This window comes from Rhodoplanes sp. Z2-YC6860, from assembly GCF_001579845.1.
Lineage (GTDB): Bacteria > Pseudomonadota > Alphaproteobacteria > Rhizobiales > Xanthobacteraceae > Z2-YC6860.
This window is the reverse complement of sequence record NZ_CP007440.1, coordinates 1,348,568-1,369,661: the sequence shown is the minus strand read 5'-3', so window position 1 is coordinate 1,369,661 and position 21,094 is coordinate 1,348,568. Positions and strand designations below refer to the sequence as shown.

The window sequence follows — 21,094 nt, the reverse complement described above, 5'->3', positions numbered from 1 at the left end:
CACCACTGAGGCCGAGCGCTCCAAGCAACCCAAGGCGGAATCGACCGCCGACACCGCGACTTCCAGACTAATCCGCCGAAAGCTTCACCGCCCCGCCTCGATCACATCATCCAGCGTCTTCAATCCCGGCTTCGGCGCGTTCACCAGCACCGCCATGTTGCCGGGCTTGTGCTCGTTCTTCCACATCAGGTGATGCGCGTGCGGGATCTGGTCCCACGGCAGCACCTCGCTCATGCAGGGATAGATGCGGCGGTCGAGCACGAACTGATTGGCGGCGGAGGCCTGCTTCAAATGGGCGAAGTGCGAGCCTTGAATCCGCTTCTGCCGCATCCAGACGTAGCGCGCGTCGAACGTGATGTTGAAGCCCGAGGTGCCGGCGCAGAACACCACCATGCCGCCGCGCTTCACGACGAGGCACGACACCGGGAACGTCGCCTCGCCGGGATGCTCGAACACGATGTCGACGTCGCGCTTGCCGGTGATGTCCCAGATCGCCTTGCCGAACTTGCGCGCCTCCTTCACCCAGTCGTTGTATTCGGGCGTGTTGACCTTGGGCATCTGGCCCCAGCACTTGAAGTCCTTGCGGTTGATCACGCCGCGCGCGCCGAGGTCCATCACGTAATCGCGCTTGGAATCCTCGGAGATCACGCCGATGGCGAACGCGCCGGAGGCCGCCGCAAGCTGCACGCCGAACACGCCGAGACCGCCGGAGGCGCCCCACACCAGCACCCAGTCGCCCGGCTTGATGGTGTGCGGCGCGTGGCCGAACAGCATGCGGTAGGCGGTGGCGAGAGTGAGCGTGTAGCAGGCCGCCTCTTCCCACGGCAGATGCTTGGGCTTGGGCATCAGCTGGCGCGACTGCACGCGGCAGAACTGCGCGAACGATCCGTCGGGCGTCTCGTAGCCCCAGATGCGCTGCGACGGCGACAGCAGCGGATCGCCGCCGTTGCAGTCCTCGTCGTCGCCGTCGTCCTGATTGCAATGGACGATGACCTCGTCGCCGACCTTCCAGCGCCGCACCTTGGAGCCCGTCGCCCAGACAATGCCGGCCGCGTCGGAGCCCGCGATGTGAAACGGATGCTTGTGGCCGTCGAGCGGCGAGATCGGCACACCCAACCCGGCCCAGACGCCGTTGTAGTTGACGCCCGCCGCCATGACGTAGACCAGCACCTCGTCCTCGCCGATCGGCCACGTGGGCACGACTTCGAGCTGGAACGATTGGTCCGGCGGACCGTGGCGCTCCTTGCGGATCGCCCAGGCGTGCATCCTCTCGGGCACATGCCCGAGCGGCGGAACCTCGCCGATGCCGTAAAGGTCCTTGTGTGCCGCCGACTGCGGCGGAGCTTTGGGCGGGTTGAGATGCGTGACGGTCGCCATGCCTCACACTCCAATTGCCTGCTCGCCGAGCGAAGCGGATCGAGCGCGCCAATTCCCGTGTTCACAAAGTCTGCGCCAGCCTTTGCTGCATAGCAATAAGATTTATGTCGCAATTGCGAAAAACGCTGTGACGGGGCTATGATTGGAGGTTCCTCTACTGTTTGCGTTGCGAAAATGCCCGTTTATCCGAAGGCCGGGGCCACGGAACAAGGCGGCGACGATGCGCGACAAGGCTTGGATTTTCCGCACCTATGCGGGTCATTCGACCGCCCGCGATTCCAACGCGCTCTATCGAAAGAACCTCGCCAAGGGCCAGACCGGCTTGTCGGTCGCCTTCGATCTGCCAACGCAGACCGGCTACGACAGCGATCACGTGCTGTCGAAGGGCGAGGTCGGCAAGGTCGGCGTGCCGATCTGCCATCTCGGCGACATGCGGGCGCTGTTCGACAACATCCCGCTCGCCTCGATGAACACCTCGATGACCATCAACGCCACCGCGGCGTGGCTGATGGCGCTCTACATCGCGGTCGCCGACGAGCAGGGCGCGCCGCGCACGGCGCTGCAAGGCACCATCCAGAACGACATCATCAAGGAGTATCTGTCGCGCGGCACCTACGTGTTTCCGCCGGCGCCGTCCATGCGGCTGATCAAGGACGTGGCGATCTTCACCACGACCGAGCTGCCGAAATGGAATCCGATGAACATCTGCTCGTACCACCTGCAGGAGGCGGGCGCGACGCCGGTGCAGGAGCTGGCCTTTGCGCTCGCCACCGCGATCGCCGTGCTCGACACGGTGAAGAAGTCCGGCGAGGTGACGCAGGAGAAGTTCGGCGAGGTGGTCGGCCGCATCTCGTTCTTCGTCAATGCGGGACTGCGCTTCGTCACCGAGATTTGCAAGATGCGCGCCTTCACCGAGCTGTGGGACGAGATCACCCGCGAACGCTACGGCGTCACCGATCCCAAGCAGCGGCTGTTTCGTTATGGCGTGCAGGTGAATTCGCTCGGCCTCACCGAGCCGCAGCCGGAGAACAACGTCGCGCGCATTCTGATCGAGATGCTGGCCGTGACGCTGTCGAAGAACGCGCGCGCCCGCGCCGTGCAGCTGCCGGCCTGGAACGAGGCGCTCGGCCTGCCGCGGCCGTGGGATCAGCAGTGGTCGCTGCGCATGCAGCAGATCCTCGCCTACGAGACCGACCTGTTGGAATACGGCGATCTGTTCGACGGCTCCGCCGAAGTGACCCGCAAGGTCGACGAGCTCAAGCGCGAGGCGAAGGAAGAGCTCAAGCGCATCGAGGAGATGGGCGGCGCGGTCGCGGCGGTCGAAAGCGGCTACATGAAGCGGCAGCTCGTCGACTCCAACACCGCGCGGCTCGAAGCGATCGAGCGCGGCGATCAGGTCGTGGTCGGCGTCAACAAGTATCTCGAGAGCGAGCCCTCGCCGCTCACCGGAGGCGTCGAAGCGATCATGACGGTGTCCGAGGAGGCCGAGGTCGATCAGATCGGGCGGCTGACAGCGTGGCGTGCCGCGCGCGACGCCAAAGCTGTCGCGGCCGCGCTCGCCGATCTCAAACGCGCCGCGAAGGACGGCACCAACATCATGCCCGCGTCCATTGCCTGCGCCAAAGCCGGCGTCACCACCGGCGAATGGGGCTGGACGCTGCGCGAGAGCTTCGGCGAATACCGAGCGCCGACCGGCGTCGGCCAAGCCATGCGCAACGACGTCGGCGGGCTCGATGACGTCCGCGCCGACGTCGACCGCGTGTCGCGAAAGCTCGGCCGGCGCCTCACGTTCCTCGTCGGCAAGCCCGGCCTCGACGGCCATTCCAACGGCGCCGAGCAGATCGCGGTGCGGGCGCGCGATGCCGGCATGCAGGTGGTCTACCAGGGCATCCGGCTGACGCCGGAGGAAATCGTCGCGGCGGCGCGCGAGCAGAAGGCCCATGTGGTCGGGCTGTCGATTCTCTCAGGCAGCCATCTGCCACTGGTCAAGGACGTGCTGAGCCGGTTGCGAGAGGCCGGCATCGACGATGTGCCGGTTGTGGTCGGCGGCATCATTCCACCGGAAGACGCCGAGGAGCTGGAGCAGGCCGGCGTCGCCGCCGTCTACACGCCGAAGGATTTCGAGCTTAACCGCATCATGACCGACCTGGTGCGGATTGTTGAAAGCCGCGCCGGCGACGGCTGACAGCCGACCTGTCAAACGATAGGCTTCCGCTTTACGCGCATCGGCCGCGAGTGCCGACTGGGCGCCGGGAGATCATCATGGGTCTTGAATCAATCCTTATTTTCCTGCTCGTGGGTGCTATCGCGGGCTGGCTCGCCGGTCTGATCGTCCGCGGCGGCGGTTTCGGCCTGATCGGCGATATCGTGATCGGTATTGTCGGCGCCTTTATCGCGGGATGGCTCCTGCCGCGCCTTGGGATCGCTATCGGCGGCGGCATCGTCGGCGCGATCATCAACGCCACCATCGGCGCGGTGATCCTGCTGCTGATCATCGGTTTGATCAGGCGCCGCTGACGCGGCTGACCGCCTGCAAGGCCGAGTACAGCTCGGCCGGCGTGACCGGCTTGCGCAGATAGCCGTCCATGCCGGCCGCGCGCGCCGCGGCTTCATCGTGGGCTTCGGTCTGCCCCGACACGCCGACGATCGGAATCTTGCCCGGGGGCGCGGGCAGCGCGCGAATGCGCCGCGTGGCCTCGACGCCGTCGATTCCGTTCAGCGTCACGTCCATCAGCACCACATCGTGCTCGCCCCGCTCAACGATCTCGACCGCAAGATCGCCGCGCCCGACGAAGCTGACCGTGTGGCCGAGCTCGCGCAGGATGGTGCCGAGCACGACGCGGCCGTAAGGATTGTCCTCGACGCACAACACGCGAAGGCTCGGCACCGCGACCATGTCGGCCGCGCCCGGCGCCGCGGCCGCGCCATTTTCCAGCACCACCGTCATGCGGAACGTGCTGCCACGCCCAAGTTTGCTCGTGACCTTGAGATCGCCGCCCATCACCTCGGCGATCCTTTTGACGAAGACGAGGCCCAGCCCGGTGCCGCCGAAGCGCCGCGCGATGTCGGGATTGGCCTGGGCGAATGGCTGGAACAATTGCTTCAACTCGGCGGGCGTGATGCCGATGCCGCTGTCCGTCACCGTGAAGGTGAGCCGCACGCGGCCCTTTCCGGCGCGCCCGGCCGATGCAGCAAAGCCGACACGGCCGTGCTCGGTGAACTTCACCGCGTTGTCGACCAGATTTTCCAGCGCGCTGCGCAGCCGCACCACGTCGCCCTCGAGGCGCGCCGGCAGGCCGTCGCTGATCTCGGTTCGGACTTCGAGTCCCTTGCCCTCGGCGCGCACCGCCAGCAGTCCCGCGACCGAACGCGAAAGCTCCCGCGGCGAGAAGCTTTCGGCGCGGAGCGCCAACCCTCTCGCGTCGGCCCTGGCGGCATCGACCACAAAGGCGGTCAGGCGCGCCAGATGATCGGCCGCACCGCGGATGGTCTCGGCCCAGTGCCGCTCGCGGTCCGGCAGATCGGATGTGTTGAGCAGCTCGGCCAGCGCCAGGATGCCGGTGAGCGGCGTGCGGATCTCGTGCGCGAGCGAGGCCAGCGCCACCTCGGTCGCGGAACGGCGCGACGGGCGACGGACCTTGCTCCGCTTCTTCGCGGGTGTCCTGACAGGTTTCTTGCGTTTGGCCTTTGCCATCGGCGATCAAGATGGCACGGCAGGCGCCGTGCGGCTATGCAGCGAGGCCGACAAGCCTGCGGATATCCGCAGGCGTGGCGCCGGCCATCCGCAGCTCACGCAGGCCTGTCGCTTGCGTCGATTTGGACAGCTTGCGTCCCTCGCTATCCAGCATGAGCCGGTGGTGATGGTAGATCGGCGCCGGCAGGTCGAGCAGCGATTGCAGCAAGCGATGCACGCTGGTCGCCCAGAACAGGTCCTGGCCGCGCACCACATGGGTGACGCCCTGCAACGCGTCGTCGAGCACGACCGACAGATGATAACTGGTCGGTGTCTCCTTGCGGCCGACGATGACATCGCCCCAGGCCGCGGGATCGGCCGCGATCGCGCCGGTCTCGCGCTGCGGGCCTGATCCGGTCTCGGCCCATGTCAGCGGCCCGGACCATTCCATGGCGCGCTCGATATCGAGCCGGATCGCGAAAGCGTCGCCACGCGCCATACGCGCCAGCCGATCGTCGTGGCGCATCTGCCGCGCCGCGCCGGGATAAATGGGCACGCCATCGGGATCGCGCGGCCAGCGCTCGCGCACATCGCGGTCGGCGATCATGTGAGCGATCTCGGCGCGGCTCTCGAAGGCAGGGAATGTCAGGCGCATCGCATCGAGCCTGTCGAGCGCCGTGCGGTATTCGTCGAAGTGCGCCGACTGGCGTCGCACCGGCTGCTCCCATTCGAGGCCGAGCCAGGCGAGGTCCTCGACGATCGCGGCCTCGAACTCCGGCCGGCAACGCGTCCCGTCGATGTCCTCCATCCGGAGAACAAACCGGCCGCCGGCCGCCCGCGCCATGTCGAAGTTGAGCAGCGCCGAAAGCGCGTGACCGAGATGCAGATACCCGTTCGGACTCGGGGCAAAGCGAAAAACGGGTTGCGTCATCAGTTAATCGGCCACACATGCATTCGCCGGCCATCATGCCATCCCAAACGGTCTCGCACACCTATTGACCGCGATGCCCAGTATGCTTTGAACATCCTCAGATCACCCCAAGCGAAAATCCATGTCGTCGTTTCTCCACACCGAGACCGATCTTCAGGCCGGCATGACCGCGCTGGTGGCGCAGGACGCCCGGCTTGCGCCGATCCTGGAAAAGACCGGGATGCCGGCGCTGCGCCGCCGCGAAGGCGGCTATGCGGGGCTGTGCGCGATCGTCTGCGGCCAGCAGGTTTCGACCGCAAGTGCTGCGGCGATGCGCGACCGGCTGTTTGCCGCCTTCGACCCGTTCCACCACGACGCCGTGCGGCTTGCGCGCACCGACAAGCTCAAGCGGCTGGGCCTGTCGATGGCCAAGATCAAGTCCATCAGGGCGATCGGCAAAGCCATCGCCGACGGCGACATCGACCTCGACAAGGTCGCGCAGATGGAGGCCGACGACGCCCACGCCGCGCTGACGGCGCTGCACGGCATCGGGCCATGGACCGCGGATATTTATCTGCTGTTCTGCCTTGGCAATGCCGACGCTTGGCCGGCCGGCGATCTCGCCGTGCAAGAAGCTGTGAAGCTCGTGCTCGATCTCAAGGAGCGGCCGGACGCCAAAGAGATGATCAAGCTCGGCGAGCCGTGGCGGCCATGGCGCGGCGTGGCCGCGCACCTGTTCTGGGCCTACTATCATGTGGTGAAGCGTCGGGAAGGCGTGATGGCGCCGACGCCAGTCAAACCTGCCTGGCCGCCCGTGAAGGCCAAGCGGGTGGCCAAGACAGTGACGAAGAAGGCGATGGCCAAGAAGGCCGTTGCCAAGAGAGTTATCAAGAGAGCTATCGAGAAAGCCAACGGAGCGGCGCGTCCGCGCAACAAGTGAGTGTTGAGACAAATGGCCGGTGAACTCGACGGACCGCGGATTGAGCCGCGCGGCGGACAGGCGAAACGCCTGGTGGTTTTCCTTCATGGCTATGGCGCCGACGGCAACGACCTGATCGAGATCGGCCGCGCCTGGCAGCCGCTGCTTCCGGATACCGCCTTTGTCTCGCCGCACGCGCCGGAACCCTGCGGCCAGGCCCCGACAGGACGGCAGTGGTTCGACCTGTTCACCCGTGCCCAGGACGAGCGCTGGAACGGGGTGCGCAAGGCTGCCCCCGTTCTGGAACGCTTCCTCGATGCCGAGCTCGCGCGCCGCAAGCTGCCGCCGCAGGCACTGGCTCTGGTCGGCTTCAGCCAGGGCACCATGATGTCGCTGCACGTCGGGCTGCGCCGCGCGGTGCCGCCGGCCGCCATCGTCGGCTATTCCGGGCTGTTCGTGCTGCCTGAAGAAGCCGAGCCCGCCGCGGTCAAAGGCGAGATCAAGGGCCGGCCGCCGGTGCTGCTGGTCCATGGCGACGAGGATCAACTGATCCCGCCGCAGGCGTTGTTCCAGAGCGCCCAGGATCTGGCTGCGCTGGAGGTCCCGGTCGAATGGCACATGTCGCCCGGCGTCGGCCACGGCATCGACCAGGAAGGATTGCGTCACGGCGGCGAATTCCTGGCCAGGCGATTCGGCCTGATGCGCTGATCGCACGTCAATTGCGGCGGCTGCGCGCACGAAAAATTGCCTGAAAAGGCCGTTTTCGTGCGCTTCACAATGCGGTCATGCTCCCTGTACACTGTGCGCCTGCCGCCGCCTGCGGCGCGCGGCGACCTGATGCGTAGTTGGGTGCGGAGGACCCGCATTTGAACGTGCACGTCAATCCCGGGAACGGCTTTCCAGCCCTGGTGCTGAACGCTGACTTTCGCCCGTTGAGCTACTACCCGCTGTCGCTGTGGTCCTGGCAGGACACGATCAAGGCGGTATTCCTTGAACGCGTGAACATCGTCGAGGAATACGACCACGCGGTGCACAGCCCGACCATCGCGATGAAGCTGCCGAGCGTGGTCTCACTCAAGACCTACGTGAAGCCGTCCTCGCACCCGGCCTTCACGCGGTTCAACGTGTTCCTGCGCGACCGCTTCTCCTGCCAGTACTGCGGCGCGCGCGACGACCTCACCTTCGACCATCTGATCCCGCGCTCGCGCGGCGGCCAGACCACCTGGGCCAACGTGGTCGCGGCCTGCTCGCCCTGCAATCTGCGCAAGGCCAACCTCACGCCGGCCGAAGCCAAGATGTGGCCGTCGCAGATGCCGATGCAGCCCTCGGTGCAGCACCTGCACCGCAACGGCCGGCTGTTCCCGCCGAACTATCTGCACGACAGCTGGCTCGACTATCTCTACTGGGACACCGAGCTCGATCCGTAGTCGCCTTAAAGGTCTCACGATGTGGCGCATCACATAAGAGCGTCACGAACGGGCCGAGTCCCTGCTTCGAACGATGGTGATGCCATCGTACGAGTCGCACGCGGAAACAGAAACCAATCCTAGGGCGCCAGCGGCCAATCGCTCTATTCACCCGTAATGCCGGCCTCTTTGATGATTGGCCACCATTTGTCGATTTCTTCGGCCTGATACTTCGCGAGATATTCGGAAGTGCGCTGATCAGCAGGAAATACATCCTGCCCTACCGTCGCCAAGCGTTGCTTCACTGTGGGATCGTCGAGCGCTTTGAGTGCAGCATCTTCAATTCTAACGATGACCGCCTTGTCGATTCCTCTTGGTGCGAAGAACGCGGTCCAGGTCGAGATGTACAAACCCGGCAGCCCTGCTTCGTCGACGGTTGGAATCTCCGGAGCCGAGCTCATTCGCGTCTTCGAGGTGACGGCATAGGCGCGGATATTGCCGGCTTTGACCTGAGGCAGCGACGTCGCCGGCGTATCGAACATCATGTCTATCGTGCCCGCGGTCAGGTCCTGCATCGCAGGCGCCAACCCGCGGTAAGGCACGAAGTTGTACTTGGTGCCCGTCATTTTTTCGAAAAAGGCGCCGCCGATATGGCCCACGCTACCCACGCCCGAGGTACCCTGCGTGGCCTTTCCGGGCGCCGTCTTCAACCACGAGATCAGGCCCTTGAGATCTGCGGCAGGAACCTTGTTGCTGCCGACGATGAGAAGTGGATTCGACGAGAGCAACGCGATCGGGGCAAAATCCTTGCGGACGTCATAAGCCAGCTTGTAGATCGCTCCGTTCGCGACGTGGGTGCCCCAGATCCCGGTCATGATCGTGTAGCCGTCCGGTGCAGCCTTGGCGACGCGCGCCGCGGCGATGCTGCCGGCCGCTCCCCCGACATTCTCCACGATGATCGGCTGCCCCAGCACATCCTTCATCTTGTCGGCAACGATCCGAGTCGTCGTGTCGACTGGACCGCCTGCGGCGAACGGCACCACGATCGTAATCGGTCGCGACGCGTAATTGTCGGCCGCCGCTGGGGCGGCGGAAAGAGCCGTGGCGATCGCCAGGGCAGCGGTCCACTTTATTCGGAGCATCATTGCGCTGCCTCCTCCTTGAACGCGGGCGTCAGCGTCAGGAATTCGGACATGCGCGCCCCTGGGTAGAAAGTCCGCTGAAAGGCCGGCCGCGCCTGCATCCGCGCGTACCAATCCGTCACGCGCGGAAACTTATCGCGCCAGATGGTGTCCATGCCGAGATCGGCCATACGGTCGATCAACGGCGCCACAATGATGTCGGCGAGTGAGTATTGAGCGCCGAGAAGCCATGGGCCCTTCTCCAACGCAGCCTGCATCCGGGAGCAGGTGTTGGCGATCTGATCGAGCGATGCCTGGACGTCCTCTCGCCTGAAGCCCGACGGCCCCATCCGCCGATAAAACTGTTTGCGGATGGGCCGCACGTCCGACTCGACGCTCTCGAACTTGGTGCGGTCCATCCCTTCGTAGCGCGGCAGAAATCCCATGTTGAACGAAGGAACGCGCACCGCAGCCGTCGGCACTTCCTCAAGAAAGCGCATCCAGGCTCGCATCTTCGCACGCTCGACAAGGTCGTCGGGAGACAGCCGGACCTCGGGGTACTTTTCGTCGAGGTACTCGCAGATCACGCTTGAATCCATCACGACCTGTCCGTCGTCGACCAGAGTCGGCACGACGCCATTCGGATTGATCTTCAAGTATTCGGGGCGCAAGTGCTCCTTGGCCTTGCCCAAATCGAGCTTGATGTCTTCGAACGGCAGATTCTTCTCGGCCAAGCAAATCCTGACCTTTTGGCTGCATGTCGAATGCGCCGCGTTGTAGAGTTTGAGCATCCCATTCCCTCCATGGTGCGAGACTGGGCGGTACGAGACTGTCGCCGCCCCCGTTCGCGGTGACTATTCCGCTGCCTTCACGATTCCGTTGCGGAGCGTACCCACTCCTTCTATTCGGACTTCGCAGACGTCGCCGGGCTTAAGAAAGATCGGCGGATTTCGCGAGAAGCCCACGCCGGCGGGCGTGCCGGTCGCAATGACGTCGCCGGGCTGAAGCGGCAGAAACGCTGACGCGTACGACACGATAGCAGCGACGTCGAACAGCATGTCGGACGTGCGACCGTCCTGAAGTATCTGTTCGTTCACGACGAGACGTACAGACAAGTCGCCGGCATCGCCGATTTCGTCCGGCGTCACCAACCAAGGTCCGAAACCTCCGGTGCCGACGAAGTTCTTGCCCGACGTCACCTGGCTCGAGTGGAACTGCCAATCGCGAACGCTGCCGTCGTTGAAGCACGAGTATCCGGCGACATGATCCATCGCCTGCTCGCGCGGAATGTACCTTCCGCCCTTTGCGACGATGACCGCAAGCTCCGCTTCATAGTCGAGATCGTCGGATACCTTGGGTGCCAAGAGCGGGCTGCCATGGGCGACGAACGTCTCCGGATAGCGGATGAACAGCGACGGCTGCTTCGGTCGTGGCCTGGCCACGCCCGCCTGCTGCACCTCTCGCAGGTGATCCTCGTAGTTTACTCCCACGCAGTAGCAATGGGCGCAGTCCGGAATGACCGGCAGCAGCTTGACGCTATCCAGCGAGCGATCGGGTATCTCCGCTGCAAACCGGGCGGCTTCCGCGAGTCCGCCTGCCCCCAACAATGTTCGCAACGACGACGCCCGGGTTCGTGCTGAAAGGTCGATCAGACTGTCGCCGACGACGATCCCGAATTCGGCCTTGCTGCCGACGAGGTAGCTTGCAAGCCGCACGGATCAAACCCTCTCGTCCATGACCAGGCCGGCGAGATGTGCATGGTGGGTCAACCATGTGAGCCTGCTCTCCTTGCAGAGCTCGATCGCCCTTTTGAAGGCGATCGCACCCGCCGGGCGGCCGAATACATGGGCATGCGCCGTGAGATCGAGGCAAGCCGCCGGCGATCGGATGCCGCTCCAGCCGTCCAGCACTGATTGAAGGACCCGGACGAACATATCCGGTTCGTTGCCGTAGCGGATGCAGAGCGGAAAGTCGTTGATCTCGGTGGTGAAAGGGATCGCAACGATGTCACCCTTGGCAGTTTTTACGCGATAGGGAAGATCGCGGTCGAACGCGTCCGCGATCCACGACACCCTCTCTCCGGCGAGTATCTCCGGAGTGTTGAGGCTTGGTGTCGCGCGCGGACTGATCCAGCCTTTTGGCCGCACGCCGGATGTCGCTTCTAGAACCGAAATACAACGCTTCAGGTCCGCCCGCTCTTCGTCGGGCGTCTGATAGGCCGGAATAATGTGTTGCGACCAAGCGTGCGCGGCCACCGCATGACCCTGCTCGACGATGGCGCGCATGAGGGCAGGATGCCGTTCCGCGAGAACGCCGCTGACATAGAAGACGGCGTTCGTATTCGTGTCTTCCAGGACATCCAGCAGACGCCAGGCGCCGGCGTTTGCACCGTATTCGGCCCACGACTTGGCTTGAGTGTCGTAGACACCCGGCTTCAGCGGATTTCCCATCGGACCGATGCCCGGGGCCGCGTCGTCGGTCCAGCCTTCGAGCATGACGCTGACTGACATCGCGATCGGACGGCCTTGCGGCCAGCCCTGCTGCAAAGTCGATGTCATGGGTCACCCTCCCTTAAACAATTGTTTAATACGTTTGTTTGAAACAAACATTTGAGATATTCATTGTCAAGCTTCACAGACGGCTCACGGTCATGGAAAAAGGACGAGTTTCGCGCGCCCACGCCCGGGAGGGGTTGGATACGGCCACTCCCGCTCGGATTTTGGAACGTGCGATCGAGCTTTTTGCCGAGCGCGGCTTTTCCGACGTCACCGTGCGCGACATCGCCGAGCACGCCCAAGCCAATCCGGCGGCGATCAGCTACTATTTCGGCGCGAAGGACCAGTTGATCAGACAGGCTATCAAAGCGGTTGTCGCACCGCTGAACGAGAAGCGTCTCGCGGCTTTGAGCGCAGTGGAAGCCCAGAAACGCTTCGGCGTCGCCGACGTGGTACGCGCGATGGTCATTCCTACGGTTGAAGCCTGCATGAAGTCGACCGGACCGGAGCGGCACTACGCTCGCGTTCTGGTGCTTTCCTTCGCGTTGCGTGAACGGTTCATCGATGAGGCTATGTCGGAGCAAACCGATCGTGTTGCGTTACGCTTTGTCGAGGCCATGGGCCGCGCCGCTCCGGGTCAGGCCCGAGCGAGATTATTCTGGCATTTCGACTTCATGATCGGTGCGATCATGCACATCCTCCTCGACGCCTCTCGCGGTCACCGTCTGCGGCGCCTTTCGGATGGCGCGGCAGACACCGGGCGAGCAGACGCGATAACCTCGGAGCTGGTCGACTTCCTCACTGCTGGTATGGCCACTGTCAGCAAGGTTGGTTCAAAGCGCAGCCGTTAGCGTGAGTCCCTTTCGAGCGGGATTCGCGACAATCTACGAAGGCTCGCCACATCGAAAGACGGCGAGCCTTCTCGTTTTTGGGAGGCGTCAGCCTCTGAGTCAGGCGGAGACTTTGATCTCGGAGGCGAAGTCGCGATAGGAGCGCAGGGGACGTCCCAGCAGCGCATTCAGGCGCGCGACGTCGCCGGCGTCGGGGACCATTCCGTCGCTGAGGAAACGCTCGCCCATCAGCCGCATGTCGAAGGCCATCCACGCGGGCATGAACTTTCTCAGATTCTGTTCGAATCCCGCCGTGTCATCGCCGCCGTATGCGACAGGGCGGCCCAGCACCTCGGACCAGATTGCGGCGACGTCCGCGCCTGTCAGTGTATCGGGACCGACGAGATTGATCCTGGTCAGCGGGAGCGGCGCATCGGCCCACTCGCGGCGGACGAGCTCGATGGCCGCGATCTCGCCGATGTCGCGTGCGTCGATCATGGCGAGCCCCTTGCCGCCGATCGGCATCGGATAGACGCCATGTCCGAGCACGACGTCCTTGATCATGAGATCGTTGTTCATGAAGTAGGCGGGGCGCAGGATGGTGGCTTCGAAACCCATCTGCTCAATCATCCGCTCGACGCCGAACTTGCCCGCGAAGTGCGGCACGTTCACGTAAATGTCGCTGTGAATCACCGACAGATAGACGACCCGCTTGACGCCGGCCTCGCGGGCAAGATTGAGTGCGATCAGTGCCTGGGTAAATTCGTCGGGCACGACTGCGTTGAGCAGAAACAGGGTGGAGACGCCTGCGAAAGCGCTCCGCAGCGAGTCGACGTCGAGCAGGTCGCCTTTCGCGACGGCGACGCCCGCCGAAAACTTGGCCTTCGTGGGATCGCGGACGAGAGCGCGCACATCGGCGCCCCGCTTGAGGAGTTCTTCGACGACTTGGCGGCCGACATTGCCGGTCGCGCCGGTTACGAGAATTGTCATGGGTGTCACTCCGGTTGAGGTCAAAAAGACACCCGCAAATTAGTGATCCACATCTGGGCCGATAGTCGCTATTTTTGAACAATCCGTCCCACTGGTGGAACAGATGGATTTGCTGGCTCTTGCTGATTTCAATCTCGTCGCCCGGCACGGAGGGTTCGGACGCGCGGCCCGCGAGAGCGGCCGTCCGAAAGCAACCCTCTCCCGCAGGGTTGCGGAACTGGAGAAAAGCCTCGACTTGCGGCTGTTCGAACGCGGCGGACGCACGCTCAAGCTCACCCAGGAAGGACGAGCGCTTTATGAGCGGACCGCGGCGTTGCTGACCGAGCTCGACGAGACCACGAGCGCGATCGCTTCGGGTGGCGACAGGCCGCGAGGCAGGCTGCGCATCAGCGCACCTCTGCTCTTCTCGCAGACCGCAATGGGTAAGGTCGCCGCCGGGTTCGCGCTGAAATGTCCGGAGGTTCGCCTTGAGGTGACGACGGAAGACCGGGCCGTCGACATGATCGAGGAAGGTTATGACCTCGTGATCCGGGTCAATCCGGATCCGGACGAAAGGCTTGTCGGACGCATCTTCCTGCGCGATCGGCTGGTTGTCGTTGCGCCCCCGGGGCTCCGTCGGGCCACGCGCGGCCAGGCTGTCCCGGTTGTCATTCGAGTGCCAAGTGACCGGATGGCCGCCTGGGATGTGAAGACGAAGACTGGAAAGCCGCGCATCGCGGTTGATCCGGTCCTTTGCCTGTCATCGCTGGTCATGGTCCGCGATGCAGTCCGCGCGGGCGTCGGCGCCGCGCGTCTTCCCCTGTCACTCGTGAGCCACGATCTGGCTGCCGGGACGCTGGTCCATTGGGGTGATGTCGATGGCCCGGACATCACCCTGTGGACGCTGTATCCGTCGCGCCGGCTGTTGAGCGCGCGCGTCTCCGCGTTCCTGGAATATCTGAAGGAAGCCTTTCCAATGGGAACCTCGCACGAATTGGCGGCCTTCATCGACGGATGAAACATCCCCGGTTTGAATTGACGCCGATCCCGCCGCGCTCAGGCTTGCGCGACGCATTCGATCTCGACGCCGTTGCCGAAGCTGAGCTGCATGCCGACCATGGTGCAGGCCGGCGGATTTTCCGGAAAATACTTGGGCATGATCCGGTAGAACGCCTCGCTCTCGAGCATGTTCGCCATGCTGACGTTGAGCTTGAGGACGCGATCGAGCCCGCTGCCGTTCGACTCCAGAAGATGCCTCATGTTGGACAGCACGGTGTGAATCTGCTCGGAGATCGGGCCCGGATTGCCCTCGCCCGTCGCCGGATCGATCGGCACCATTCCGGACACGAAGATGAGATTGCCGGCGCGCACGCCGGGTGAATGCGGCCGGTTGCCGCGCCGCGAGTTGTTCAGCATCGGATTCTTCGGCTCGATCGTCGAGCGCGCGCGGGCCGGCGTTGCCGGACCATCGCTCACGGCCACGCAGTCGATCTCGACCTTCATGCCGGCATTCAACACCACCCCGCTGACGTTGCGGGCGGGCGGCGCATCCGGGAAGAACTTGGCATACACCGCATTGAAGGCTTCCATTTCCAGCATGCTGTGCAGGAACACGTGAACCTTCACCACATTCGCCAGTGAGGAGCCCGCGTCCGCCAGCATCGCGGCCATGTTTTCGAGAACGGTCGTGGTTTCGAGCGCCATGGTCCCCTGGCGGCGTTCGCCGGTCGCGGGATCGATCGACGTCATGCCTGACAGGAAAATCAGCCCGTCGGCCTTCACTCCGACCGCATGCGGCCGGTTGAAGTTCCGCGGAGCGTTCAGATTCGGATTCTTCGGCAGGATCAGTTCGCGCGGCATGGTCACTCCATCGCAACGACGTCGAGTTGGACCTTGAAGCCGGATTCGATCTTGCAGCTCCAGACCGTCCGGGCCGGCGGCCCGCTCGGCACGAACTCACGATACGTGCGATTGAGCACGTCATATTCGATGCGGTCGTAGATCATGGCGTGGACCTGAACCAGACGTTCGAGCGAAGAGCCCGCCGCGCGAAGCAGAAGATCGAGATTGCCGAAGATGCGGCGCGTCTCGCTGGGCACGGTGCCGTGCTCGCGCTCGCCGGTTTCGGGGTGAACCGCCACCATGCCGGAACAAAAGATCAATCCCCGCGCGCGGATCGCAGGCGACTGGTGCAGACCGTAGTGACGGCGCAGATCGAGTCCCGGCGCGGGGGCTTCAACAACATCACGGATGGCCATGGCGAAACCTCGTCTCAATTGGGCGTGACGCCGGCTTGGCGCAGGATTTCGGTGTTGTGCACGGTGTCCGACTTGATCAGCGCGTCGAACACATCGGGCTTGCTGCCGACGATCACGAGCCCAAGCGTGGTCAGCCGCGCGGCCGTTTCCGGAGCATGCAGCACCGCTGCAATATCGCTCTGGATTTTGGCGACGACCGCGGGCGGCGTGCCGGCCGGCGCCATCATGCCAAACCAGGAATCGAACGAATAGTTCGGCAGACCGGACTCGGCGACAGTCGGCACGTCCGGCAACGCGGCGCTTCGTTGCGGCGTGGAGACCGCCATGACGCGCACCTTGCCGGCCTTGTGCAGCTCGACAGCGAGGTTGACCGACAGATAGTAGAGCTGGGTGTCGCCGCGGATCACGCTGGTGATCGCCTCGGGCGAGCCCTTATATGGCACGTGGACGATGTCGATCTTGGCCTCGTGCCTGAAGATCTGCGCGCCCAGAAACGCCGCGCTGGCCACCCCCAACGAGCCGAAATTCATCTGACCGGGCTTTTGCCTGGCCAGCGCGATGAACTCCGCGACCGTCTTCGCCGGAAGGTCTGCCGGCACGATCAAGGTTTGCGGCGCCGACACGAGTTGCGTCACGCCGACAAAATCCTTGGCCGGATCGAACGGCAGATCCTTGTTGACCGCGCCCGCGATCGTGTGGCCGTTGGAGTTCACCAGCAGCGTGTAGCCGTCCGGCGCGCTCTTGGCGACGCTGGTGATGCCCGGAACGCCCGGCCGGTTCTCGACGATGATGGTCTGCTTCCAGACCTCGCCGAGCTTGTCGGCCACCAGCCGCGCCAGCACGTCGGTCACGCTGCCCGCCGCAAGCGGGACGACGATGCGCACCAGGCGGTTCGGATAAGCTTCGGTTTGCGCGCGCGCCGGGACTGCTGCGCCAGCCGCTGCGCACAGCGCCAGCAACGCCATCAATGCCGAACGAAAACACGCACGCATCGATCGAACGCCCCCGCTTTTCTCCGGTGGAAAAGCTATAGACCGGCTGTCACAGCGACAAGCGTTCAGCGGCGCGTTTGATGAGTGATGCCCTGCATGGCCGGCAGGGCTGGCACTTTCGTCTCGATCGGAAAAAGGACCGCTCGTTCAATTTGCCGCGAGCGCTTGCCGGCTGTTCCGGCCGAACGACCTGCACGACAGCTGGCTCGACTATCTCTATTGGGACACGGAACTCGATCCGTAGCCAGCGCATGCGTCTCAAATGCCGGCCAGCGGTTCCGCTTCAGCAGCGTTGCGACCGGCAATCCGGCCGGTCACGAAGCACTCGGCGATATTGCCTCCGGACAGATAGAGGTGCCCAAATGAACTTCCAAGTTCGCCGGCAGCGTAGAGCCGCGGGATGGGATCGCCGAACGCATCGATGATCCGCTGCTTCTCGTCGTGCACCGGGCCACCTTGCGTGTTCGAGACCGTCGCCCAGACCGGCGCGCCGTAGAACGGCGGCGAATCAATGCGCATCATCGAACCGGGCGGACGCTTGAAGTCCTCGTCCGCGCCAGCATCACACATGGCATTCCAACGCGCGACGCTGCGCTCGACGGCTGCCGCATCGAGGCCGAGCATCTTCGCCAGTTGAGCCAGTGTGCCGGCCTGCTTCAAGATGCCCGACTCGACCTCCTTCATGTTGTCGTCGCTCCATACATAGCGCAGGCCCTCGTCGTTGGACGTCGGCTTGCCAAGGGGATAGAGACGCCGCCCCTTGTCGTCGCACACCATGTACGCTGGATTGCGCGGGAAGCCCTGAGTGAGTGGATCGAAATACTGCATCGGCCGCACGCATGTGTCCTGCGTATAGGGCTGCTGCTCGGACATGAAACGCTGTCCGTTCCGGTCCAGCAGAATCCACGGCATCTGCAGCTTCACGCGCCCTTCATCACCTGGAAACCAGTCGGGGAAACGCTTGAGCCTGATGGAATAGGGATAGCTGGGATCGCTGTGTCGGAATCCGTACGAGCCGTGCATGTGCCACATGTGCCAAAGCGCCGCCCCAAGATGCTGGGCCATGCGGATACCATCGCCTGTGTTTGATCCACCGGCGGCATTGAGGATCGGCTTGCCTTCCATGAATTGCTCGCGCATGCCGATGTCGCCCTCGAACCCGCCCGTTGCCAACACGACGCCACGCCGCGCGAAGATATCGCGCTCAGCACCGTTATTGCGCACCCGCACGCCCCGTACGGTGCGCGTCTCCGGTTCCGCAATCAGGCGCAACGCCGCGGTCGCCAGCCGGATTTCCACGCCCGCCTTGAGCAGATTGTCATGAAGTATCTTGAATAACTTGGGCCCGTCCGGCGCGCCGTTGGCCCAAGGATAGGCGCTGCGCACGTCAAAGCCCGGCACGTCCGCGACGGTGGTGTGGTAGAAGGTCTCCGTGCCTGGCAGCGGGTAGTTTCCCGAGCTGCGACGCTGGGGCTTCTGCTCATGGATGTAAGGAGCGTTGGGCCGGTCCGGTACCGGCGCCTGCTCCCGTGACGTCGTGATCGACGCGCCGTTCACCGTGGCAAGCTCACGCACATATTGCTCCAATTCGCACATGCCATCGGCCAGCGCCTTGACCACGCTGTCGGGCGTGCGACCGGCATTGGTGGCTTTCAGGTAGGCGAGCGCCTTGTCGGGATCGCTGGCGCTGCGCACCGCGCCATAGGAGCAGATCGACAGCCCTCCCGGCTGTGTTGCTTTCTCGACCAGCAGGGTTTTGGCGCCCCGCTGGGCAGCGTTAAGCGCAGCGATAGCCCCGCCAAAGCCGAAGCCCGCAACCACGACATCGAATGTTTCCGCAGCCATCAGTACGCACCCTTCCATTGCAAGCTGGCTTCAGGCTCACGCCTAAGAATCATCTCATGTTCGTGTGTTCCGGGTCCGCGCGCCCTCATGGAACATTGAAGCCGAGCGACTTCAACAGCGGCGAGATGCGGCCACGTTGATCGGACACGAAACGCTGCGCTTCGTCCGGACTGTTGAGCACCGGATCGAAGCCGGCCGCGAGCAGCTGGTCGATGAAGGATTTTCTTTCGCCCAGCGCAGTGACGGCACGGGCCAGCCGCTGGATCACCGGATCAGGCGTCGCCGCCGGTGCGAACACGCCCGTGAAGATGGCGGCGACGAGCTGCGGGTCGTAAGTCGCCGCGGGATCCACATCCGGCAGCACCGCAAGCGGCTTCGTTCTAAAAACCGTAACGATCCTGATCTTGCCGGCCCGGTGCAGTGACAGCACGTTGCTTGTGATCGCCACCAGCAGCAGGGGGATATGGCCGCTCATCAGGTCGGCCATCGCCGGGCCCCCGCCCTTGTAGGGAATGTGCGTCACATCGGGTGCGTTCACCACCTGCTTGAACAGTTCGCCCGCCAGCTGCGTGATGCTGCCGGTGCCGGGCGAGCCGTAGGAAACCTTGCCGCGATTGGCTTTGATGTAGGCCACCAGCTCGTTGATGTTGGTGGCCGGCACCGAAGGATGCACCGCGATGCTGAGCGGGGATTCGGCAAGAATGGTCACCGGAGCAAAATCCTTTGCCGCATCGTAGGAAGGATTGGCTGCGGTGAGCGGATTGAGAATCAGAGTGCTGGTGTTGCCGGCCAGCAGCGTGTAGCCGTCGGGAGCGGCGCGGGCGACTTCACTGGCCCCGATCATTCCGCTTGCACCAGCACGATTTTCGACCACCACGGTGCCGAGCACCGATGCCATTTGTTCGCCCCACAGGCGTGCGATGACATCGTCGACGCCGCCTGGAGCGAACGGCACGATCAGCCTGATCGGTCGTTCGGGATAAGAGCTGCTCTGCGCGGCGGCTTGCCCGGAGATGGTTGCAGCCAATCCCATCGCTGCGCTCGCCAGCAGCCCCCGCCGGTTCAATCTGCTCACGAATGATCTCCTTCCGCGCGGAAAAATCCTGAAGGCAGCACCCGGCGCGAGGAGTCTAGCAAACGGCTTTCCGAGCGAGCTAATCTAAATTTCAAGCCGACCTATAAGGAAACGTAATAATGCTCAACGTCACGCTCAAACAACTCCGCGCGCTTGTTGCAGTCTCGCGGAATGGGAGCATTTCAAAAGCCGCGGCTTCGCTTCATTTGTCTCAACCGGCTCTGACCATGCAACTGCGACAATTGGAGTCGGCAATCGATGCTCAACTTTTCGATCGCACGACACGCCGCCTGGAGCCGACGCAGGCCGGGAAAATTCTGCTTCCTGTCGCCACCAGAGTCCTCAGCGAGATCGCCGAAGGGCTGGAGCAAGTCGACCTCGTCGTGCGGCATCGCGCCGGTTCGGTCGGAATCGTTGCGGGGGCATCCGTCATCCAACTCGCGATCGTGCCCGCAATCGCGAAGATTGCGACCGTTTACCCGGACATCTCAGTCCGAGTGACAGAAAGCGTCGGCGAAGAAATCGGCAAGTTGATCACCATGGACCAAGCTGATTTCGGCATAGGCAATTTCCTGGTCGATAGCGAAACCGCGGAATCGCATTTTCTGCTTAAAGACGAGGTGGGGGTCCTTTGCAGCCGTCACCACGAGCTTGCAAGAAAGAAACATCTTTTCTGGCGCGATGTCTGCAAACACCCCTATGCTGTGAGCCGAGGGCAAGGCTCTGCAATACGCACCCTCGCTGCCAGAAATGCCGCGTGGCCAATCCCGGTCCGCCCGCAGTTCGTGACATCCAACATGACTTCGATGTTTTCCTTGGTCGAACAATGCTCCTGCATCGCATTGCTGCCGACGATCGCAGCACTGCGTGCGCCGCGCAGGAGCATGGTGTTCCGAACCATCAAGGAGCCTGCGCTCTACAGAGAATTGTACCTGGTGATGCCACGGCACCGGCGGCTGAGCCCGACCTCCAAGCAAGTCGCTCTTGCGGTGCTCTCTCAATTGCAGAGCGTGATCAGCCGACCGAGCGTCAAATCAGCGATCGTCGAAAGTGGGATCGACAGGATGCGTCACATTCTGGAGATGGGCGGTGAGTCTTTTCGAGCGCCAGATTGAGACCGGCCAGAAGCAGAGATCGCGCGAAGCTGGATGAAATCCCACAAAACGTGCCGCAACTGTGGTGGACCACACATTGCTGCTCTGAAAAAAACAGCGGCGCCCGACG

21 protein-coding genes and 1 pseudogene are annotated in these 21,094 nt (G+C 63.6%); 9 read left to right on the top strand and 13 right to left on the bottom strand.

Annotation, left to right across the window (positions count from 1 at the left end; all coding sequences use genetic code 11):
- Positions 1-84: 84 nt before the first annotated feature.
- Complete coding sequence (ccrA, locus tag RHPLAN_RS06285) at positions 85-1,377, bottom strand: crotonyl-CoA carboxylase/reductase (protein WP_068014887.1); 1,293 nt, start codon at positions 1,375-1,377, stop codon at positions 85-87.
- 220 nt (positions 1,378-1,597) lie between these two features.
- On the opposite strand from ccrA, the gene RHPLAN_RS06280 reads away from it, so the two are divergent.
- Together RHPLAN_RS06280 and RHPLAN_RS06275 are read left to right on the top strand one after the other, a co-directional pair.
- Positions 1,598-3,562 carry an ethylmalonyl-CoA mutase gene (locus RHPLAN_RS06280; RefSeq protein ID WP_068014884.1) on the top strand — a complete coding sequence of 655 codons (1,965 nt, stop codon included), beginning with the start codon at positions 1,598-1,600 and terminating at the stop codon, positions 3,560-3,562.
- Between the two features lie 77 nt (positions 3,563-3,639).
- On the top strand, positions 3,640-3,894 hold the full coding sequence (locus RHPLAN_RS06275) for a GlsB/YeaQ/YmgE family stress response membrane protein (RefSeq protein ID WP_068014880.1): 255 nt from the start codon (positions 3,640-3,642) through the stop codon (positions 3,892-3,894).
- Here RHPLAN_RS06275 and RHPLAN_RS06270 read toward each other — a convergent pair.
- On the bottom strand, positions 3,881-5,071 hold the full coding sequence (locus RHPLAN_RS06270) for an ATP-binding protein (protein ID WP_068014877.1): 1,191 nt from the start codon (positions 5,069-5,071) through the stop codon (positions 3,881-3,883). The genes RHPLAN_RS06275 and RHPLAN_RS06270 overlap by 14 nt on opposite strands.
- A 34-nt stretch (positions 5,072-5,105) precedes the next feature.
- Positions 5,106-5,981 carry a tRNA glutamyl-Q(34) synthetase GluQRS gene (gene gluQRS, locus RHPLAN_RS06265; RefSeq protein ID WP_068014873.1) on the bottom strand — a complete coding sequence of 292 codons (876 nt, stop codon included), beginning with the start codon at positions 5,979-5,981 and terminating at the stop codon, positions 5,106-5,108.
- A 121-nt stretch (positions 5,982-6,102) separates the two neighbouring features.
- Here gluQRS and RHPLAN_RS06260 point away from each other — a divergent pair, with 121 nt between their 5' ends.
- The 3 genes from RHPLAN_RS06260 (at position 6,103) to RHPLAN_RS06250 (ending at position 8,306) form a co-directional block, all read left to right on the top strand.
- On the top strand, positions 6,103-6,900 hold the full coding sequence (locus tag RHPLAN_RS06260) for a DNA-3-methyladenine glycosylase family protein (RefSeq protein WP_068014870.1): 798 nt from the start codon (positions 6,103-6,105) through the stop codon (positions 6,898-6,900).
- A 12-nt stretch (positions 6,901-6,912) separates the two neighbouring features.
- On the top strand, positions 6,913-7,587 hold the full coding sequence (locus tag RHPLAN_RS06255; protein WP_068014866.1) for an alpha/beta hydrolase: 675 nt from the start codon (positions 6,913-6,915) through the stop codon (positions 7,585-7,587).
- A gap of 158 nt (positions 7,588-7,745) precedes the next feature.
- Positions 7,746-8,306 (top strand): HNH endonuclease, encoded by a 561-nt coding sequence (locus RHPLAN_RS06250; protein WP_068014863.1) that lies wholly within the window; start codon positions 7,746-7,748, stop codon positions 8,304-8,306.
- Positions 8,307-8,449: 143 nt separating this feature from the next.
- Here the strand turns inward: RHPLAN_RS06250 and RHPLAN_RS06245 are convergent, their stop codons facing one another.
- The 4 genes from RHPLAN_RS06245 to RHPLAN_RS06230 all read right to left on the bottom strand — a co-directional run bounded on the left by RHPLAN_RS06245 (position 8,450) and on the right by RHPLAN_RS06230 (position 11,964).
- Positions 8,450-9,328 carry a tripartite tricarboxylate transporter substrate-binding protein gene (locus RHPLAN_RS06245; protein ID WP_237180059.1) on the bottom strand — a complete coding sequence of 293 codons (879 nt, stop codon included), beginning with the start codon at positions 9,326-9,328 and terminating at the stop codon, positions 8,450-8,452.
- A 98-nt stretch (positions 9,329-9,426) separates the two neighbouring features.
- The gene (locus tag RHPLAN_RS06240) at positions 9,427-10,197 is read right to left on the bottom strand and encodes a glutathione S-transferase family protein (RefSeq protein WP_068014861.1); all 771 of its coding nucleotides are present in this window, start codon (positions 10,195-10,197) and stop codon (positions 9,427-9,429) included.
- A 63-nt stretch (positions 10,198-10,260) separates the two neighbouring features.
- The gene (locus tag RHPLAN_RS06235; protein WP_068014858.1) at positions 10,261-11,121 is read right to left on the bottom strand and encodes a fumarylacetoacetate hydrolase family protein; all 861 of its coding nucleotides are present in this window, start codon (positions 11,119-11,121) and stop codon (positions 10,261-10,263) included.
- 3 nt (positions 11,122-11,124) lie between these two features.
- Positions 11,125-11,964 (bottom strand): polysaccharide deacetylase family protein, encoded by an 840-nt coding sequence (locus RHPLAN_RS06230; protein WP_068014854.1) that lies wholly within the window; start codon positions 11,962-11,964, stop codon positions 11,125-11,127.
- Positions 11,965-12,056: 92 nt separating this feature from the next.
- Between RHPLAN_RS06230 and RHPLAN_RS06225 the strand changes: the two genes are divergently transcribed.
- Positions 12,057-12,752, top strand: a complete 696-nt coding sequence (locus RHPLAN_RS06225) for a TetR/AcrR family transcriptional regulator (RefSeq protein ID WP_157100088.1) — start codon at positions 12,057-12,059, stop codon at positions 12,750-12,752.
- Between the two features lie 99 nt (positions 12,753-12,851).
- Here RHPLAN_RS06225 and RHPLAN_RS06220 read toward each other — a convergent pair whose 3' ends face one another.
- Positions 12,852-13,721, bottom strand: coding sequence for an NmrA/HSCARG family protein (locus RHPLAN_RS06220; RefSeq protein WP_068014848.1), 870 nt, complete (start codon positions 13,719-13,721; stop codon positions 12,852-12,854).
- 103 nt (positions 13,722-13,824) lie between these two features.
- Between RHPLAN_RS06220 and RHPLAN_RS06215 the strand changes: the two genes are divergently transcribed.
- Complete coding sequence (locus RHPLAN_RS06215; protein ID WP_068014845.1) at positions 13,825-14,718, top strand: LysR family transcriptional regulator; 894 nt, start codon at positions 13,825-13,827, stop codon at positions 14,716-14,718.
- Positions 14,719-14,756: 38 nt separating this feature from the next.
- Here the strand turns inward: RHPLAN_RS06215 and RHPLAN_RS06210 are convergent, their stop codons facing one another.
- From RHPLAN_RS06210 to RHPLAN_RS06200, 3 genes are read right to left on the bottom strand one after another with little or no spacing between them, the layout of a single operon-like run.
- A complete protein-coding gene (locus RHPLAN_RS06210; protein ID WP_068014843.1) occupies positions 14,757-15,560 on the bottom strand; it encodes a RidA family protein in 804 nt (267 codons plus the stop codon).
- 2 nt (positions 15,561-15,562) lie between these two features.
- Positions 15,563-15,958, bottom strand: coding sequence for a RidA family protein (locus tag RHPLAN_RS06205; RefSeq protein ID WP_068014839.1), 396 nt, complete (start codon positions 15,956-15,958; stop codon positions 15,563-15,565).
- A gap of 14 nt (positions 15,959-15,972) precedes the next feature.
- Complete coding sequence (locus RHPLAN_RS06200; RefSeq protein ID WP_084244417.1) at positions 15,973-16,950, bottom strand: Bug family tripartite tricarboxylate transporter substrate binding protein; 978 nt, start codon at positions 16,948-16,950, stop codon at positions 15,973-15,975.
- 166 nt (positions 16,951-17,116) lie between these two features.
- On the opposite strand from RHPLAN_RS06200, the pseudogene RHPLAN_RS39040 reads away from it, so the two are divergent.
- Positions 17,117-17,194, top strand: a pseudogene (locus tag RHPLAN_RS39040) (HNH endonuclease); the annotation flags it as partial.
- A gap of 14 nt (positions 17,195-17,208) precedes the next feature.
- Here the strand turns inward: RHPLAN_RS39040 and RHPLAN_RS06195 are convergent.
- Together RHPLAN_RS06195 and RHPLAN_RS06190 are read right to left on the bottom strand one after the other, a co-directional pair.
- The gene (locus tag RHPLAN_RS06195; protein ID WP_237180058.1) at positions 17,209-18,795 is read right to left on the bottom strand and encodes an FAD-dependent oxidoreductase; all 1,587 of its coding nucleotides are present in this window, start codon (positions 18,793-18,795) and stop codon (positions 17,209-17,211) included.
- Between the two features lie 85 nt (positions 18,796-18,880).
- Entirely contained in the window at positions 18,881-19,870 is a 990-nt protein-coding gene (locus RHPLAN_RS06190; protein ID WP_157100087.1) for a Bug family tripartite tricarboxylate transporter substrate binding protein, read from the bottom strand.
- A gap of 119 nt (positions 19,871-19,989) precedes the next feature.
- On the opposite strand from RHPLAN_RS06190, the gene RHPLAN_RS06185 reads away from it, so the two are divergent.
- Entirely contained in the window at positions 19,990-20,985 is a 996-nt protein-coding gene (locus RHPLAN_RS06185; RefSeq protein ID WP_068014832.1) for a LysR family transcriptional regulator, read from the top strand.
- Positions 20,986-21,094 lie beyond the last annotated feature (109 nt).